This window comes from Clostridium chromiireducens (assembly GCF_003575225.1).
Lineage (GTDB): Bacteria > Bacillota > Clostridia > Clostridiales > Clostridiaceae > Clostridium > Clostridium chromiireducens.
In genome coordinates this window covers 1,231,263-1,249,861 of record NZ_QXDJ01000001.1, presented here as the reverse complement: position 1 = coordinate 1,249,861, position 18,599 = coordinate 1,231,263, and the positions used below count along the sequence as shown (strand labels likewise).

Sequence of the window (18,599 nt, the reverse complement as noted above, 5' to 3'; positions counted from 1 at the left end):
ATATTAATGCACATTAGACAAGAGGTTTATGTGCTTTGAAAGTATCTTTGGCAAAAGGGAGTGTTTAATATGAGATTTGTTATAGTTACAGGATTATCGGGAGCAGGAAAAACACAAGCAACAAGAACTCTAGAAGATTTGGGGTATTTTTGTGTAGATAACCTTCCACCAAAGTTAATATCAAAGTTTGCAGAGGTATGCACACAAAGTAGTGGAAATATTGAAAAAGTTGCTTTAGTTATAGATATTAGAGGTGGAATATTCTTTGATGATTTTTTTGAAGCTTTGAATTATTTGAAGCAGAATGAATTTAAATATGAGATATTATTCCTAGAGGCAACAGATGAAGTTCTTATAAAAAGATTTAAAGAAGCAAGAAGAAGTCACCCGTTATCACCTGATGGAAGAGTACTGACAGGAATTACTCAAGAGCGTGAGAAGCTAAGAGAAGTCAAAAATGTAGCGGATTTTATAATTGATACATCTAAATATGAAATAAGGCATTTAAGGGAAAAAATAAATGAAACATATGGAAATAATACTCATCCAGAAAAGCAACTATCAATTACGGTATTAAGCTTTGGTTTTAAATATGGAATACCTGTAGATTCGGATTTAGTTTTTGATGTTAGATTTATACCAAATCCGTTTTACATACCAGAATTGAAGCAGTATTCAGGTAATGATGAACCAGTCAAGGAATATGTATTAAAGCAGCAAGAAACTATTACATTTGTAGAGAAATTGGTGGATATGCTAAAGTATTTAATTCCTAATTATAATAAAGAGGGAAAAAGACAATTAATAATATCGATTGGTTGTACAGGTGGAAGACATCGTTCTGTCGCAATCGCTAATGAGGTTTATGAAAGATTAAATAAAGAAAACTACAATTCTAAAATAGAGCATAGAGATGTAGCAGAAGATCTTCATAAAGGGGAAAAGAAACTATGAGGATACGCGATTGGCTTAAGGCAGGTATCAAAGTAAAACGGTGGCTGGCATTTGGTGTATTTGGAATATTATTAATAGCATTTGGTTTTACAGAATTAGTTACTCATAGAGTTTATGACTTGTACTATCGAGTTTTTTATGTATGTTTAAATATTACAGGAATATTTGTTTTATATATTTCAGTTACAGAAACCATGAAGTCTATGATTGCATTAGTTAATAGGGGGTATATCAAAGTTTCTCTTGATAGTAGAAAGATAGAAAGTTTAATATACGAGAAAAGGTTGCTGGTAAAAGGACCTAAAATTGTTGTAATTGGTGGAGGCACTGGTCTTTCAACAATGCTTAGGGGATTAAAGTATTATACATCAAATATTACAGCAATAGTAACTGTTGGAGATGATGGTGGCGGATCAGGGGATTTGAGAGAAGATTTAGGTATGTTACCACCAGGAGATATAAGAAACTGTATTTTAGCATTGGCAGATACTGAGCCTATAATGGAAGATTTACTTCAATATAGATTTCCAGATGGAAGGTTAAAAAATCAAAGTTTTGGAAATTTGTTCTTAGCAGCTATGGCTGGAATATCAGATAATTTTGAGGAAGCAGTACAAAAAATGAGCTCAGTACTTGCCGTAACAGGGAAAGTTATACCAGTTACTTTAGATAATATGCAGTTAGTAGCGAAGCTTCAAAATGGTAATATAGTAAAGGGTGAATCTCAGATTCCAGAAGAAGCTATTGAGCAGAAATCAAGAATAGAAGAATTAAAGATAGTACCAGAAAATGCAAAAGCGTTACCAGAGTCGTTGCAAGCAATTAGGGAAGCAGATGCAATAGTTATGGGTCCAGGAAGTTTATACACAAGCATAACATCTAATTTACTAGTTAAAGAAATTGCAAAAGAGGTTAGAAAAAGTGATGCAATCAAAATCTATATATCAAATATAATGACTCAGCCTGGAGAGACTACAGGGTTTAAAGTGTCAGATCACTTAAAAGTATTGTTCAAATATGGTGGTAAAGATATCGTAGATTATGTGATTGCAAATACAGGTGAAATAACAGACGAGTTAAAAGAAAAATATCAAAAAGATGGAGCAGAGCTTGTTAAGTTAGACAGGGAAGATATAAACAGCTTGGGTGTAAAAATAGTTGGTGAAGATTTAGTTAAAATTAAAAATGGTTTAGTAAAGCATGATTCAGGTAAGTTAGCGGAAATATTAGCTGATACAATAATGGAAAAGAAATTATTATATGATAAGAAGAAAATTATAGAGTACATGTATTTATCTCAACGTATTAAAGAGAGAGTAAGGGAAGAAAAAGGCCAAATAATTGATTAATTTAGTCAATTAGGAAATCTACAGGTAAGGAAGGAAACAAAATGTCATTTTCATCTAAAGTTAAAGGAGAAATATGCAGATATATAGATATTTCAAAGGAAGAGGCATTGGCAGAAATATCGGCAATAATGAAAGTTAGTGGAACATTAGCTTTTAGTGGAAGTGGACTTAGTTTTAAAATGACCACAGAAAATCCAGCTAGTGCTAGATTAATTTTTACACTTCTAAAAGATCACTTTGATATCCATTCAAAGTTAATGGTAAAGAAGAGTAATTCATTAAAAAAGAATAATATTTATATGGTGGTCATTTCGGAAGAAATGGGTGTTAGAGGACTATTAAGCGAAACAGGTATACTTAGGGAAATTAATGGGATAATGAGTTTAGATTATAGAATAGAGGATTATATATTTGAAGGGGATAATATAAAAAAAGCTTATATAAGAGGTGCCTTCATAGGGGGAGGAAGTATAAGCAACCCTGAAAAGACTTATCACTTAGAATTTGTGACTCATAGTGAAGAGTATGCTAAAGACTTATGTAATCTTGTAAATACATTTAATCTAAACTCTAAAGTGATACAAAGAAAGAATAGTTTCATTGTATATATTAAAGAAGGAGAGCAAATTGTAGATTTGCTCAATGTAATTGGTGCTCATGCGTCTTTATTAGAAATTGAAAACATTAGAATAATGAAAGAGATGAGAAATAATGTTAACAGATTGGTTAACTGTGAAACTGCAAATCTTTCGAAAACAGTAAATGCAGCAGTGAGACAGGTCGAAAGCATAAAATTAATACAGTCACAAATTGGTCTTCAAAGATTGCCAGATAATTTAAGAGAGATTGCTGAATTAAGATTAAATTACCCAGATGAATCTCTTAAAGAACTAGGCGAAATGCTAGAACCGCCTGTAGGTAAATCGGGAATAAATCATAGATTAAGAAAAATAGAGAAAATAGCAGAAGAGCTAAGAACAAGCAAGTAGTCTAATTAAAAGGAGAGAGTGATTATGTTTACACACATTGTATTATTTAAGTTGAAAGAACCAACAAATGAAAATATAAGTTTTGTAGAAAAAACTTTATTATCTATGAATGGAAATATAAAAGAATTAAAGCTGCTAGAAGTAGGCGTAGACGTAATAAAAAGTGATAGAAGTTATGATATCGGAATCATAACTAGGTTTGATAAAGAGGAAGATTATCTTGCATATGATATAAATGAATTTCATGTAGAAAAAGTAAAAAAGGTTATAGGACCGTATATGGAAGCAAGTAAAACATTAGACTTTTAAGCAGGGAACACAAATCTATGATTTGAGTACATGAACTTAGTTAACTCATTCAGTAAGTAAATCTGTTAAAAAATAAGGGTTTGTATAGATTAGTTACTTAGGGAGTAAAATCAATTAAGTTTTTTAGTAAAATAATAAATTGACTAGGCAAAGAGGAGGTGGGGAACATGATGGAAGAAAAACAATTTTGTCACTTACATCTACATACGGAATATAGTTTGTTAGATGGCTCTGGGAAAGTTGGAAAGCTCATGAAAAGGGCAAAAGAACTTGGGATGAAGAGTATAGCGATAACTGATCATGGAGTTTTATATGGTCTTGTGGATTTTTTCAAAGCAGCAAAAGATAATGATATAAAACCAATCTTAGGATGTGAAGTATATGTAGTGCCAAAGTCTAGACATATAAAGCAGCCGGATAAAGAAAATTCAACGTATCACTTAGTTTTATTAGTAAAAGATAAAGTAGGATACGAAAATTTGATGAAGATAGTATCTGTGGCATCAATAGAAGGATTTTATTATAAACCGAGAGTTGACTATGACTATTTGAGAAAGCATAGTGAGGGGCTGATTGCTCTAAGTGCGTGCTTAGGAGGAGAAGTACAATCCTGTCATCTAAAAGGAAACTATGAAAAGGCGAAGGAAACTGCTTTAATATACAAGGAAATCTTTAATGGTGATTTTTATCTTGAAATACAAAATCATGGGATGGAAGAACAAAAAAAGGTAAATGAAGAGAATATAAAATTATCTAAGGAAACTGGAATACCATTAGTAGCAACTAATGATGTTCATTATATAAGCAAAGAAGACTCCAAATCTCATGATATCTTAATGTGCATACAAACAGCTAAAACCATAGATGATCCTCATAGAAGAAGATATCCCTCAGATCAATTTTACTTAAAATCGGCAGAAGAAATGTGGGATATGTTTTCTTATGTTCCAGAAGCTATAGAAAATACTATCAAGATTACTGAACAGTGTAATTATGAATATAAATTTCATGAGTCAAAATTGCCTAAATTTCCGTTAGAAGAAGGGCAAGACCCATTTGAATATCTTAGGGATACCTGTTATAAAGGACTTATAGAAAGGTATGATGTATTCGAACAATTGAGAGATTCAGATCTGGATTATAATAAGATTAATGAAATAATATTAAAAAGAGAAGAAGCTAAGGAATACATAGATAGATTAGAATATGAACTTGAAGTAATAGGGCAAATGGGTTATGTTGATTATTTCTTAATAGTTTGGGATTTCATTAGATTTTCATATGAAAGTGGAATACCTACGGGTCCAGGTAGAGGATCTGCTGCAGGATCTATAGTGGCCTATACATTAGGAATTACAAAGATAGATCCTATTAAGTATAGCTTAATCTTTGAGCGTTTTTTGAATCCTGAAAGAGTGTCTATGCCTGATATTGATAGTGACTTTTGTTACGAAAGAAGGCAAGAAGTTATTGATTACGTTGTTGATAAGTATGGGGCAGACAATGTTTCACAAATAATAACTTTTGGTACTATGGCTGCGAGACTGTGTATAAGAGATGTTGGAAGAGCTATGAATTATAGCTATGCTGAGGTTGATAGAATTGCTAAGATGATACCAACAATGTTAGGTATTACTATTGAAAAGGCGTTAGACTTAAATCCTGAGCTTAAATTAGCTTATGATAGTGATGAAAGGGTAAAAGCTCTAATAGATGTTTCAAAGGACTTAGAAGGGCTGCCAAGGCATTCATCGACCCATGCAGCTGGCGTTGTTATAGCATCAAGGCCATTAGTTGAATATGTCCCATTGCAGAAAAATGATGAGATGATTGTAACTCAATTTGGAATGAACACATTAGAAGAACTTGGGTTACTTAAAATGGACTTTTTAGGCCTTAGAACATTAACTGTTATGAATGATGCAGTTAAAATGATTAAAGAAAATAGAGGAATAGATGTAGATTTAGACAAGATAGATTTTGAAGATGAAGAAGTTTATAAGATGATTGGAGACGGCAATACAGCAGGAGTATTCCAATTAGAATCACCAGGAATGACTTCATTTATGAAAGAACTAAAGCCTGATTCTTTTGAAGACATAATTGCTGGAATCTCGTTATATAGACCTGGTCCAATGGCCGAGATACCAAGATATATAGAGGGAAAGAGGAATCCAGAAAAGGCTACTTATCTAACAAAAGAGTTAGAACCAATATTAAAGGTAACTTATGGCTGTTTAGTATATCAGGAACAAGTAATGCAGGCAGTTAGAGATCTGGCAGGATATTCCATGGGACGAAGTGATATGGTTAGAAGAGCTATGTCAAAGAAAAAGCATAAGGTAATGGAAGAAGAAAGAAAGAATTTCATTCATGGTATTGTTGAAAATGGTGAAGTGGTAGTGCCTGGTTGTGTTAGAAATGGAATTTCTGAAGAGGTGGCCAATAAAATATTTGACTCTATGATGGACTTTGCGTCTTATGCATTTAATAAATCGCATGCAGCGGCATATGCAGTCGTGGGATATCAAACAGCATATCTCATGAAGTATTATCCAGTGGAGATGATTGCAGCTATGCTTAATTCAATTATGGGAATAAGTGAAAAGGTAGCCTACTATATTGGAATAGCTGAAGATCTAGGGATACAAGTTTTACCACCAAATATAAATGAAAGTTTTTCAAGGTTTACTGTTAAAGGGAATAAAATTAGATTTGGATTAGCAGCTATAAAAAATGTAGGAGCTAATGTTGTTGATAGCATTGCAAAGGCGAGAGAAGAAAAAGGAAAGTTTGAATCTTTGGTGGATTTTATAAATAAGATGGATCCATCATCTATAAATAAACGTGCTGTTGAGTGTTTGATTAAGGCTGGAGCTCTGGATGATTTTAAAGTATTTAGGTCAAAAATGTTGGCAGTTCATGAAAAGTTAATTGATAATATTTCTAGTGATAAGAAAAGAAATATAGATGGACAAATAAGTCTATTCGCAAGTGAAGAATTAAAGAATCCAGAAGTTAATTATCCTAATATTAAAGAATTTAATAAAAGAAATTTATTAGCTATGGAAAAGGAAATGACTGGACTTTATATTACAGGGCATCCGCTAGATGATTATGCTCAAAGTTTAAAAATGCAGACGACAAATGAGATTTCTAAAATATTTTTAGTCCAAGAAACTCTAGATGATGCACTTGAAAGTGATATTGGAGAGGTTAATATTTTTAATAGACAAGATACTCTTCAAGATAATGATAGGGTAATTCTTGGAGGAATATTAGCTAGTGTTAATCAAAAGGTAACTAGAAATAATTCCATAATGGCATTTTTAAAACTTGAAGATTTGACAGGGACAATTGAAGTTATAGTTTTCCCTAAGACTTTAGATAAAGTCAAAGAATTATGTGTAACAGATAGTTTAGTAATAGTAAAAGGTAGATTAAGCCTTAAAGAAGATGAACCTCCTAAACTTATATGCGAAAGCATAGAACCTTTGGAAAAGATAAATTCATCAAAAGTATATTTAAGAGTTGAAGATACAATAGCAGCAAAAGAACTTAACAAAAAACTTAAAGAGTTGCTAGTAAAGGAATATATTGGAGATACTCCTATCTATATATTTGCCAATAAAGAAAAGCAAAAATTTAGAGTACCAAGAGATCGATGGATATCATTGGAAAGTGATGCTATAAGTTTATTAAAAGACAATCTAGGTGAAGAAAATATAAAAATACAAGATGCATAATCAAATTAGAAATTAATCACACATATAGATATACAATATACATCTTAAATTTATGTGATAACTTGTCGAAATAATAAATATTTAATTTGGATACCTATAATGCCTGATAATTTGACATATGTGTAAATAATAAATATTGCAAAAATAAATATGACAAATTTTATATAATTTTATATAAATTAATCGATTATTGGGTATAATGAAAATGGTGAATTAAATTTCTCTAACAGTAGTTAAGTAATATTATATTTAGATAAGTTAATGCTAGAATAAACTATATATTGATACCGTGCAAAAAAATAATAATTATGTAAGGCATAGATAAAGAATTAACTATATTTTTGGAAATGTATGTATGGAATAAAAGTTTTCATAAAATTGAAACATTTATTTTAGAATAATATCAGAAATTAGTCAAATATGATTGATAATTGATAGAAATTTATGTACAATAATTCTTGATTAATAAATTATGGTTATATTATGTACATAAGGGTCTTTAAGGGTCCCTTAACGGTATTTAAGGAGGAAATATATATTATGAAAAAGATAGCTGTGTTAACAAGTGGTGGAGATGCACCAGGAATGAATGCTGCAATTAGAGCAGTTGTAAGAACTGCACTTCATAACGGAATTGAAGTTATGGGTGTACAAAGAGGATATAGCGGATTAATCAATGGAGAGTTGTTCAGCATGGACAGAAATTCAGTATCTGATATAATCCAAAGAGGTGGAACAATTTTAAGAACTGCTAGATGTCCAGAATTCAAAAATGAAGAAGTAAGAAAAAAAGCTGCTAAGATTTTACAAGCTTATGGCGTAGAAGCTCTAGTAGTTATAGGTGGAGATGGATCATTTACAGGAGCAAAATTATTATCGAAACTTGGAATAAAAACAATAGGTATTCCAGGAACAATAGATAATGATTTAGCATACACAGACTTTACTTTAGGGTTTGATACAGCCTTAAATACTGTTGTAGATGCAATAAACAAAATCAGAGATACTTCAACTTCTCATGAAAGAGTTTCAATAGTAGAAGTTATGGGTAGAGATTGTGGAGACTTATCTTTATATGCAGGTATATGTAGTGGTGCTGAAGCAATATTAATACCAGAAATTGACTTTGATAGAGATTCACTTTGCAGAACTATTTTAGAAGGTAAAAATAAAGGAAAAATGCATAATCTAATAATGCTTGCAGAAGGAATTGGAGGAGCATTTGAACTTGCAAAATATGTAGAAGAAGTAACAGGTATAGAAACAAGAGCAACAATCCTAGGCCATATTCAAAGAGGTGGAAGTCCTAGTGCAACAGATAGAGTTTTAGCTTCAAGAATGGGTGCTAAAGCAATAGAAGTGTTACTAGAAGGGAAAACTTCAAAAGTAATAGGAATTAAAGATAATAAGATCATTGATCAAGATATAGATGAAGCTTTAGATGTTGAAAGCACTTTTGATAAAGAGTTGTATGATATTGCTAACGTATTATCATAGGAATTAGCTTATAGTTTATTTATATAAATTCTATAAATAAGGCACAATCGAAGAAGTAATAGACTAGTATGTTTGTTTATTTTACGCCATTCTATGTCAGTGATTTCTATTAATATGTTTGTTATGAGCAGGAATTATTTTCTTGTTTGACGCGAAATATACGTCGCATCTCTGGTATGTTATTGTCTTTTATGTGTCTAATCCAAGAAAGAGGAGTGTTAGTTTAATGAGAAAAACTAAAATGATTTGTACTATTGGCCCAGCAAGTGAGGATATGGAAATATTAGAAAAGGTTATGCTTGCAGGCATGAATGCATCAAGACATAATTTTTCACATGGTGATCACGAAGAACATAAAGGAAGAATCTTAAAGGTTAGAGAAATAGCTAAGAAACTTAACAGAGAAATAGCTGTTATTCTTGATACTAAAGGACCAGAAATAAGAACTGGTAAATTTGAACCAAATAAAGTTGAATTAACTAAAGGTACAGAATTTACAGTATATGCTGGTGACATGTCAGTAATTGGTGACACTACTAAGTGTGCAGTTACTTACGAAGGATTAGCAAACGACGTTAAACCAGGAAATACTATCTTGATAGATGATGGTTTAGTAGGATTAACTGTTAAATCAGTTGAAGGAAATGCTGTAAAGTGTGAAGTTCAAAATACTGGATTAGTTGGAACTCATAAAGGTGTTAATGTACCTGGAGTATCAATTAAATTACCAGCACTTACTGAAAAAGATAAATCAGATTTAATCTTTGGTTGTGAAATGGGCGTAAATATGATTGCTGCTTCATTCATAAGAAAAGCATCTGACGTAGAAACTATCAGAAACATACTTAACGAAAATGGTGGAGAAAGAATACTAATCTGTTCAAAGATCGAAAATCAAGAAGGTGTTGATAATATCGATTCAATCTTAGAAGTTTCTGATCTTATAATGGTAGCTAGAGGAGACCTTGGTGTTGAAATTCCAATAGAACAAGTTCCTGCAGTTCAAAAAATGATTATTCAAAAATGTAACGCTGTTGGAAAGCCAGTTGTAACTGCAACTCAAATGTTAGATTCTATGATGAGAAATCCAAGACCAACAAGAGCAGAAGTTTCAGACGTTGCTAATGCTATCTTAGATGGTACAGATGCAATCATGTTATCTGGTGAAAGTGCTAATGGAGATTACCCAATAGAAGCAGTTGCTACTATGGCTAAGATTGCTGAAGAGACTGAAAAGCAATTAACTTACAAAGTTGCAGTTTCTCAAGCTAAATCACATGTACCAGCAATTTCAGGGGTTATTTCAAGAGCAGCTAGTAACGCGGCTAATGAATTAGGTGCAGCAGCTGTAATATCTTCAACTCAAACAGGAGCTACTGCAAAGAGAATATCTCAATGTAGACCAGAATGTCCAATTATAGCTATTACTTCTGATGTAATTGTTGCTAGACAATTAGCATTCTCATGGGGTGTATATCCAATAGTTGCAGATAAAATGGCGTCAACTGATGAAATGTTAGAAAAATCAGTTGAAATTGCAAAGGAATATAAATATGTTCAATCAGGAGATACAGTTATATTAGCAGCTGGAGTACCTGTAGACCAAGTTGGAGCAACTAACCTTTTAAAGGTAAGTGTTGTTAAATAGTATTTAAAACATTAAGTGAATCTTGATTCAGTTTAACTGGATCAATTGAACATATCTAGTGAATGATTTTTTATACATAGAGGCTTTAGTAATTTTTACTAAAGCCTCTTTTTATATATATTAATAGTTAAGTATGAAAGAATAATTTATAACTTTAAATATAATTAGCAGGGTTAGATAAAAAAGTTTACAAAAAATTAACATTTGGTCATATAGTATTTAATATATAATGTATATTATTGCTCATAAAGAGAAATAATAATTTATGATTATGGAATTAAATGGCAACTGATTCTGTATTAGCACCGAAAGGTGCTCTTTTTTTGTTAAAAATGGTTAATCATGATGCAAGTATCAGAACGAGCATATATCTTTAGATTTAATAGTGTATATATTAAAGTCCGATGTGTTATAATTTTGTTGGTATGAGATGATTTAATACAAATTATTAATATCATAAAGTTCATTTGTGTAAAGAGAATTGCAAGTTTATTTTTATAGAAAATAGAAGATTAGTTAGGGTGTGTTTAAGTGTTAGAAAAGAATAAAGAATATATTGTTAAGATTGATTCTCTCGGATATGAAGGAGAGGGGGTTGCCAAAATAGATAGATACCCAATTTTTATACCAGGAGCATTAAAGGATGAAACAGTAAAGATAGAAATAATAAAGAGTAAGAAAAATTATGCTTTCGGAAGGCTTCTAGAAATAATAGAAAAGTCTAATGAGAGAACATCTGCCGAGTGTACTAATTATGAAAAGTGCGGAGGCTGTACATTAATGCATTCAAATTATGATGGACAATTAGAGTTTAAATATAATAGAGTAAAAGACTGCATTGAAAGAATAGGAGGATTAAGTGGAGAAATAGTTAAATATCCTATAGGTATGAAGATTCCATTTAGATACAGAAATAAAGGAATATATTCCATTGGTTTAATAGATAATGAACTTTCAATAGGTTTTTTTAGTGAGAAGACTCATGAGATAATTAATATGAATAGTTGTTTAATTCAAGATGAAGATAGTGATAAGATTATAGAAATAATAAGGAAATGGATGAGAAAATACTCAATTATTCCAGCTAAAAAGGATGGTTCATTATATGAGCAGGGTCTAATTAGAAATGTAATGATTAGAAAAGGTTTTAAAACTAATGAGGTTATGATTGTATTAGTCACTTTAAATAAAGAAATTCCTTATAAAGAAGAATTGATAAATGACTTAAGAAATAACTTTGAAAATTTAAAGAGTATAGTTCAAAATATAAACCCTAAGGATACTAGCTTAGTACTTGGAGATAAAAGTATTACATTATGGGGGCAAGATTATATATCTGATTATATTGGACAATATAAATTTAATATTTCACCGCTATCTTTTTTTCAAGTAAATCCAATTCAAACAGAAATTCTTTATAGTAAAGCGCTAGAATATGCAAATTTAAGTGGCAATGAAATTGTTTTTGATGCTTATTGCGGTACAGGTACAATAACACTATTTTTATCTCAGAAAGCGAAAAAAGTATTTGGTGTGGAAATAGTAGAGCAAGCTATAGAAAATGCAGTGATTAATGCTAAGATCAATGAAATAACTAATTCAGAATTTTATGTAGGGAAATCTGAGGAGGTAATTCCTCAATTAATAAAAGAAGGAATAAAGCCGCAGGTAGTTGTTGTGGATCCACCACGAAAGGGCTGTGATACAAGGCTGTTAGATGCAATAGGAGAAGCAAAGCCAGAAAGAGTTGTATATGTATCTTGTGATCCAGGAACATTGGCGAGAGATTTGAAGTATTTAGAAGGTGTTGGATATAAAACGGTGGAAGTTCAGCCAGTAGATATGTTCCCAATGACAAAGCATGTGGAGACAGTAGTATTGTTAGTTAAGCAATTGTAGCCACCCCATAAACCTTGCCGACTATGATAAACCTTGACGAAAACATGATAGGGATAAGGGATGAAAGGAATTGAAGGGAGTAAGGATATAAGGGAAAAGTTAGTGATTTTTAAGAGAAAAACCTTAACCCTAACCTCGTGCAGAATGGCGGAATGAAAGGGATTTAAAAGGATTAAGGAATGATAATATTAATGTAAAACTTAATATCTATTGTTCCTTTTTTCTTTTAAATATAATCCTTAACCCTAATAAAGTCGTCAGACTTTCGTGTCTTTCCGATTAAATATTGACCATGAAAGAGGTATTAAATACGACCGTCCTTGACGCTATTATCTCGGCAAGGTTTAAGGAAATGAAAGAAGGAATGCTGGTTTGAAGGGGATTTTTATAATTATTTTATGTGATGTTTTCGGAAAAATTTATTTGAATTCTAATAAAGTATAATGAAAAAATGGAGTCAAATATAAATTGAAAACTAAGTATTGGAAGATAAAATTATGCATTCGTGTATATTAAGTACAAATAATTGTAAATTGTGTTAAAATTTTAATTAATTATTTCAGAGAAATAGACAGAGTTAAAATGAAGAATTTTAAAAAGAGGAGATATTGTGAGAAAAAGATATTTAGTTATATTAGTGATTGTTCTAATACTAAGTTTTGCCGGTTGTAGTAAGTCAAGCACAAATATTAAGACGTATCTTAATAGCGGGGCTAAGATTGATACGTATGCGAAAGACTGTATGCCTGCTATTGATGATTTACCTAAATATCGGGATATATCATACAAATACAATTATGTATCAACAATAATGTTTGAGACAGAAACAATTACTCTTAATATTAGCTATGATGAAGAAACATATGAGAATGAAAAGAAGAAATTAACAGAAAAATATAAATTTTTAAATCAAAAATTTGTTTCTAACTTTGATGAAAGTAAATATTATATTCCTGAATATGAATTTTCAATGAATAGTTATAATTTTAAAGTTGTAGATCAAAATGGAGATTATAAAGCGGAGTATCCAAAATCATTTTGTATTATTGGAACATCTGATGAGAAAAAGAGTGTAGCATATTTATATTTCTATGATTTTGATTTAGATTATATAGAGGAATATGGAGATAACCCTATGGCTAACTTTGTGCAGAAGTATTTTAAATATGATTTTTAGAAATATGGATATTAACGTGAGAGATAATTGGCTATCATATTTTATATGTGCAGTAGTAAGAAAAAGTGTAATGAATAGTTTTAGTAAAATATAAAGGAATTGAGGGTGACTATGAATTATTTTATATCTTTTTTGGTTTTAATAGTAGTTTGTAGGGTATTTATATGGTTAACTGAAAAAACTAATTTTGATCTATAATAGTGCATTTTTACTTGAATAATTTTACAGTTGAATAAAAAACAGATTCTTAGGCTATTTTTAATGACGCAAAAATTTCTTCTATCGGCCTACCGCTCGCGGTAGCTTTGTAAATATATATTACTTTGGATTTTTCTAAATCTTTCTTAGCAGCTTTATATCCAGTATTAAAGTGATGAGAATCATTGCAATATATTTTGCAATAAGTATAGTTTGCTAACATTATTATTAGATACCTACTGATACTTTTCTCACTTCTTGCTTGATATCCATCTAATCCTAAGTAAGTTTTGCAATCTCTAAAAAATGGTTCAATTGCCCAGCGGTCGGTATATTTAGTTAGAAAATCTAACGGTGCTAATGATTTCTCTAAGGAAATAAAAGTTTTTAATGCTCCATCTTTTTGAAAAGCATCTTTAGGATAGCTTAAAACTATAGAAACATTCTTTCTATCTTTTAAGTTGCCAACATAATTGTAAATATAGTATTGCTTACTTTTGACGGTGACAAGGTCGAAGTCTTCAATATTTAATAATGTAGCAAACTTATGAAGTTTTATTCCTAGTCTTTCATGGCCTTGTGGAAAAATAACTCTATTAGTTTTTAAAGCACCAATATAACTATAGCCAGCTTTTTCAGAAGCATTAAAAATATCCTTACAGCTATACCAACTATCAGCTAACACATAACCTTTATTTTCAGGCTTTGGAAGTGTTGCAATTAATCAAGCATTTTTGCACTATTATAGATAATAAGAATAATTTTGATAAATGTGCTATAATTGGATTTATGTGGATGAATTATATAAATGAAAGTGAGAGGTACGAAATGAAAAATGTAAAATTAAAAAAAGTAATCACAAGTTTATTACTAGTAGTTTCAGTATTAGCACTAAATCCAATACGATCAAGTGCTGAATGGAAGCAGGATTCTAATGGCTGGCAGAATACAGAAGGTAATTCAAAGTTAGTAGGATGGAAGAGCATTGATGGAAAGTGGTATTATTTTGATAACAATGGATACATGAAAATAGGATGGATACAGTACAATAGTAAGTGGTATTATCTAGATTTACATGGAATAATGCAAACTGGGTGGATACAAGTTGGAGGTGAGTGGTATTACTTTAATATAGATGGAGATATGAAGTCACGTGAGTGGCTTTACAGTAATGGAAACTGGTACTATTTAAATCATACAGGGGACATGAGACATGGATGGCTTTATGTAGAAAGGGATAATAAGTACTATTATTTTAATGAAGATGGGACAATGAGGACAACTTCTATAACACTTGATGGCGATACATATAATTTTAATGAGGATGGTTCAGCCAATTTGAAGTAAAGTATTAATACTATTATATGTAACGTATATATAAAATAATAATTTTAATCCCCCCATATTTAAGGGGATTTTTTATTGAATTGATTGACACCACAGTCCACTATTTTAGACACAAATTCTTCCCTAAATGAAAAAACACATTATTCTAAATGAATGATGTGTTTTTTTATGCCCCAAATTATTAGCTAAGCTTTAAGAAAGGAGTGGGGAGAATTTGGCACGACCAAGTAAAAGCGTTGCCGTTATGAGTAAGAATGTTATAAAAGTAATTTCTAAAAATTCATTTTAAAGTTTAAATTATACAGCCTAAAAAGGTTTTATAGAAACTAGAACTAAAAATATACCAACGCTAATCGATAATATAGCCGAATTTTTCTTATGTAATTTAAAATAATTGAAAGCCATCAATAAATTCTGAGCACCTAAGAAAATAAACATAATAGGACTATAAATCTTATAACTGTCAGTTGTAATGCTAACTATTACAGTTAAGAGAACAATAATTGTTAATGATATATTAATAATTTTGATTTTACTATTATAATACATAATTTCACTTTTGAAGTTAATTGGAGTTAAGTGAGTATTGTCTCAAGTTATGGTATTTTTTACTTAATAAATATTGAATAATAACATTCAAATTAATCAAAACTACTTTTGTGAATAATTCAATTTAATTAAAATGGAGGTAGTGAAATGTTTAAGCATGAAAAACCCTTACTTAGAGAAGTTAAGGTAGAAAAACCTAACGCTCAATATGCTATATTAATGCAGGAACAACTTGGTGGTGCAAATGGTGAACTTAAAGCTGCACTTCAATATCTTTCACAAAGTTTTAGAGTAAAAGATCCTGCAATCAAAGATTTGTTCCTTGACATTGCGGCTGAAGAATTAAGCCACATGGAAATGGTTGCTCATACAATCAATTTATTAAATGGACATAAGGTAGACTATACACAAGCTGAAGTTGGAGAAATAGAAACCCATGTATTAACAGGGCTTGCGCCAGGTCTCATAAATTCTTCAGGATATTCTTGGACAGCTGATTATGTTACAGTTACGGGTGATATTGCAGCAGATTTATTGTCTAACATAGCTTCAGAACAAAGAGCAAAAGTTGTATATGAATATTTATACCGTCAAATTAATGATAAGTATGTAAAAGAAACTATTGATTTTCTATTAAATAGAGAAGAAGCTCACAATGCACTTTTTAGAGAGGCATTAAACAAGGTGCAGGATAGAGCATCGAATAAAGATTTTGGAGTAACAAAGGATTCTAAACTTTACTTTGATTTATCAACTCCAGGAAGATATTTTGCTAATCCTGAGCCAACACCACCTAGCTTTGAGAATCCACGTCAAAAGAGTAAAGAGACCACAAAGATTTAATAATAAATATAATAATCCTATGCTAAATTAATTATATATTATTTTAGCATAGGATTATTTTTTATAGGCAGTATTTCAAAATGGAAAAAACTATATATTTTTATACTAAGATTAAGTAACTATATTTTAAAAGATAAGATATATCATATTACAACAAAAGTTATAAATTATGTAGACAAGTATAATGATTTTATGATAGGCTATAGTTATAAATAGTTGTTAATAATAAGGGTTATAATTTGCAAAATATATTTTAACAAAAACATAATAGAAAGAATTATTGTTAGGAGGATAAGTTATGTATTTTAAAGATAAGCATGGTTTTCCAGATGATTTTTTATGGGGAAGTGCATCAGCTGCATATCAAGTAGAAGGCGCTGCAGAAGAGGAAGGAAAAGGGAGAAGTAACTGGGATGAATTTGTTAGAATTCCTGGAAAAACATTTAAAGGTACTAATGGTGATGTAGCAGTTGACCATTATCACCGCTATAAAGAAGATATTGCTTTAATGGCAGAAATGGGATTAAAGACATACAGATTCTCTATCTCTTGGCCAAGAATCTATCCAAAAGGAAAAGGCGAAGTTAATGAAAAAGGCCTGCAGTTCTATGATAATGTAATTGATGAATGTTTAAAATATGGAATTGAGCCGATGGTTACAATTTATCATTGGGACTTACCTATTGCGTTGCAAGAGGAATATAGCGGTTGGGAAAGTAGACAAATCATTGATGATTTTGAAAATTATGCTGTAACTTTATTTAAGCGTTATAAAGATAAAGTTAAGTATTGGATAACATTGAATGAACAAAACATATTTACAGCACATGGCTGGATGATGGCAACACATCCACCGGGCAAAAAGAACGATTCAAAAACATTCTATCAAGTAAACCATCATGCTAATTTAGCTCATGCTAAAGCTGTGCTTGCTTTTAGAGAAATAGTACCAAATGGTAAAATAGGAGCAAGTTTTGCATTCGGACCGAGTTATGCAATTGACTGCAATCCAATAAATAATATAGCAAAAGCAGATTATGATGATTTACAAACTTTCTGGTGGATGGATGTTTATGCATTTGGAAGATATCCAAAACCTGCATTTAAGTATTTACAATCTCAAGGAGTTGCACCTACTTTTGAAGAAGGTGATGAAGAACTTATGAAAGCAGCAGCACAAGTAGATTTTATGGGTGTAAATTATTATCAAACTGCAGTTGTTGAATATAATCCTATAGATGGTGTTGGAATGGCTGAAATGAATACAACAGGTAAAAAAGGAACAGCACAGGTTAGTGGTACACCAGGATTATATAAAAATCCGCCAAACCCATACTTAAAAACTACAGACTGGGATTGGACTATAGATCCTATTGGTATAAGAATAGCTTGTAGAACTATTACAAGTAGATATGACTTACCAATAGTTATATCTGAAAATGGTTTAGGAGCATTTGATAAGAAGACTGAAGATAATAAGATTCATGATGATTATCGTATAGCATATTTAAAAGCTCATGCGGAAGAATTAAAGGAAGCTATTAATGAAGGCTGTGAAGTACTTGCATATTGTACGTGGTCAATAACAGACTTATTAAGTTGGTTAAATGGATATCAAAAGCGTTATGGCTTCATTTACGTAGATCGTGAAGAAGAAGAAGGGGCTTCAATGAACCGTTATAAAAAGGATAGCTATTATTGGTATCAAAATGTAATAAAGACAAATGGTGAAGAATTATAAAATAAATTTAAAGGAGTCATTATTTTAATGACTCCTTTAAATTTGAGTTCCAATATCAGAAATGATCTCGATACTTACGCTAAGTACATAGTCAAAGAACGTTAACTTAAACTTATATTAAGAATTTAGAGTTACTTTTTGGAAAACTAAAAATTAGTTTTTGTGCATTATTAAGGTATATAATTATACGAGAGCGAGTTGAATTTCGACAAAATGCAAGAAAACGTTATCAAGGTATAGAGATTAATTTTAGTGATTCTAAGAAATGAGATAAATAAAAACAATTAAATCCATTATTAGTCAAAATGAATAGAATTTATGTTATATAATATGTCAAAATATAGTTTTAGATT

The 18,599-nt window shown here is 30.7% G+C and carries 12 protein-coding genes and 1 pseudogene; 12 read left to right on the top strand and 1 reads right to left on the bottom strand.

Annotated features, from left to right (window positions below):
* The first annotated feature begins 69 nt into the window (after window positions 1–69).
* From rapZ to D2A34_RS04900, 9 genes are all read left to right on the top strand, one after another.
* Window positions 70–954 (top strand): RNase adapter RapZ, encoded by an 885-nt coding sequence (gene rapZ, locus D2A34_RS04940; RefSeq protein ID WP_079437977.1) that lies wholly within the window; start codon window positions 70–72, stop codon window positions 952–954.
* Window positions 951–2,303, top strand: a complete 1,353-nt coding sequence (locus D2A34_RS04935; RefSeq protein WP_079437978.1) for a gluconeogenesis factor YvcK family protein — start codon at window positions 951–953, stop codon at window positions 2,301–2,303. Before rapZ ends, D2A34_RS04935 begins: the two co-directional genes overlap by 4 nt.
* 41 nt (window positions 2,304–2,344) lie before the next feature.
* Window positions 2,345–3,292, top strand: a complete 948-nt coding sequence (gene whiA / locus D2A34_RS04930; protein ID WP_079437980.1) for a DNA-binding protein WhiA — start codon at window positions 2,345–2,347, stop codon at window positions 3,290–3,292.
* A 24-nt stretch (window positions 3,293–3,316) separates the two neighbouring features.
* Window positions 3,317–3,601, top strand: a complete 285-nt coding sequence (locus D2A34_RS04925) for a Dabb family protein (protein ID WP_079437982.1) — start codon at window positions 3,317–3,319, stop codon at window positions 3,599–3,601.
* Between the two features lie 170 nt (window positions 3,602–3,771).
* Window positions 3,772–7,347, top strand: coding sequence for a DNA polymerase III subunit alpha (locus D2A34_RS04920; protein ID WP_182629317.1), 3,576 nt, complete (start codon window positions 3,772–3,774; stop codon window positions 7,345–7,347).
* A 540-nt stretch (window positions 7,348–7,887) separates the two neighbouring features.
* Window positions 7,888–8,844, top strand: coding sequence for a 6-phosphofructokinase (pfkA, locus tag D2A34_RS04915; protein WP_079437985.1), 957 nt, complete (start codon window positions 7,888–7,890; stop codon window positions 8,842–8,844).
* Between the two features lie 226 nt (window positions 8,845–9,070).
* On the top strand, window positions 9,071–10,492 hold the full coding sequence (gene pyk / locus D2A34_RS04910; protein ID WP_079437986.1) for a pyruvate kinase: 1,422 nt from the start codon (window positions 9,071–9,073) through the stop codon (window positions 10,490–10,492).
* Window positions 10,493–11,023: 531 nt separating this feature from the next.
* On the top strand, window positions 11,024–12,391 hold the full coding sequence (gene rlmD / locus D2A34_RS04905; RefSeq protein ID WP_079437987.1) for a 23S rRNA (uracil(1939)-C(5))-methyltransferase RlmD: 1,368 nt from the start codon (window positions 11,024–11,026) through the stop codon (window positions 12,389–12,391).
* Between the two features lie 610 nt (window positions 12,392–13,001).
* The gene (locus D2A34_RS04900) at window positions 13,002–13,568 is read left to right on the top strand and encodes a hypothetical protein (RefSeq protein ID WP_079437988.1); all 567 of its coding nucleotides are present in this window, start codon (window positions 13,002–13,004) and stop codon (window positions 13,566–13,568) included.
* Between the two features lie 247 nt (window positions 13,569–13,815).
* Here the strand turns inward: D2A34_RS04900 and D2A34_RS04895 are convergent.
* Window positions 13,816–14,490 (bottom strand): annotated as a pseudogene (locus D2A34_RS04895) (transposase); the annotation flags it as partial.
* Between the two features lie 104 nt (window positions 14,491–14,594).
* Between D2A34_RS04895 and D2A34_RS04890 the strand changes: the two are divergent.
* The 3 genes from D2A34_RS04890 to D2A34_RS04875 all read left to right on the top strand — a co-directional run bounded on the left by D2A34_RS04890 (window position 14,595) and on the right by D2A34_RS04875 (window position 18,246).
* On the top strand, window positions 14,595–15,113 hold the full coding sequence (locus D2A34_RS04890; protein WP_243128230.1) for a hypothetical protein: 519 nt from the start codon (window positions 14,595–14,597) through the stop codon (window positions 15,111–15,113).
* A gap of 696 nt (window positions 15,114–15,809) precedes the next feature.
* Entirely contained in the window at window positions 15,810–16,505 is a 696-nt protein-coding gene (locus D2A34_RS04880) for a manganese catalase family protein (protein ID WP_079437992.1), read from the top strand.
* Between the two features lie 298 nt (window positions 16,506–16,803).
* A complete protein-coding gene (locus D2A34_RS04875) occupies window positions 16,804–18,246 on the top strand; it encodes a glycoside hydrolase family 1 protein (RefSeq protein WP_079437993.1) in 1,443 nt (480 codons plus the stop codon).
* The last annotated feature ends 353 nt before the right edge of the window (window positions 18,247–18,599 follow it).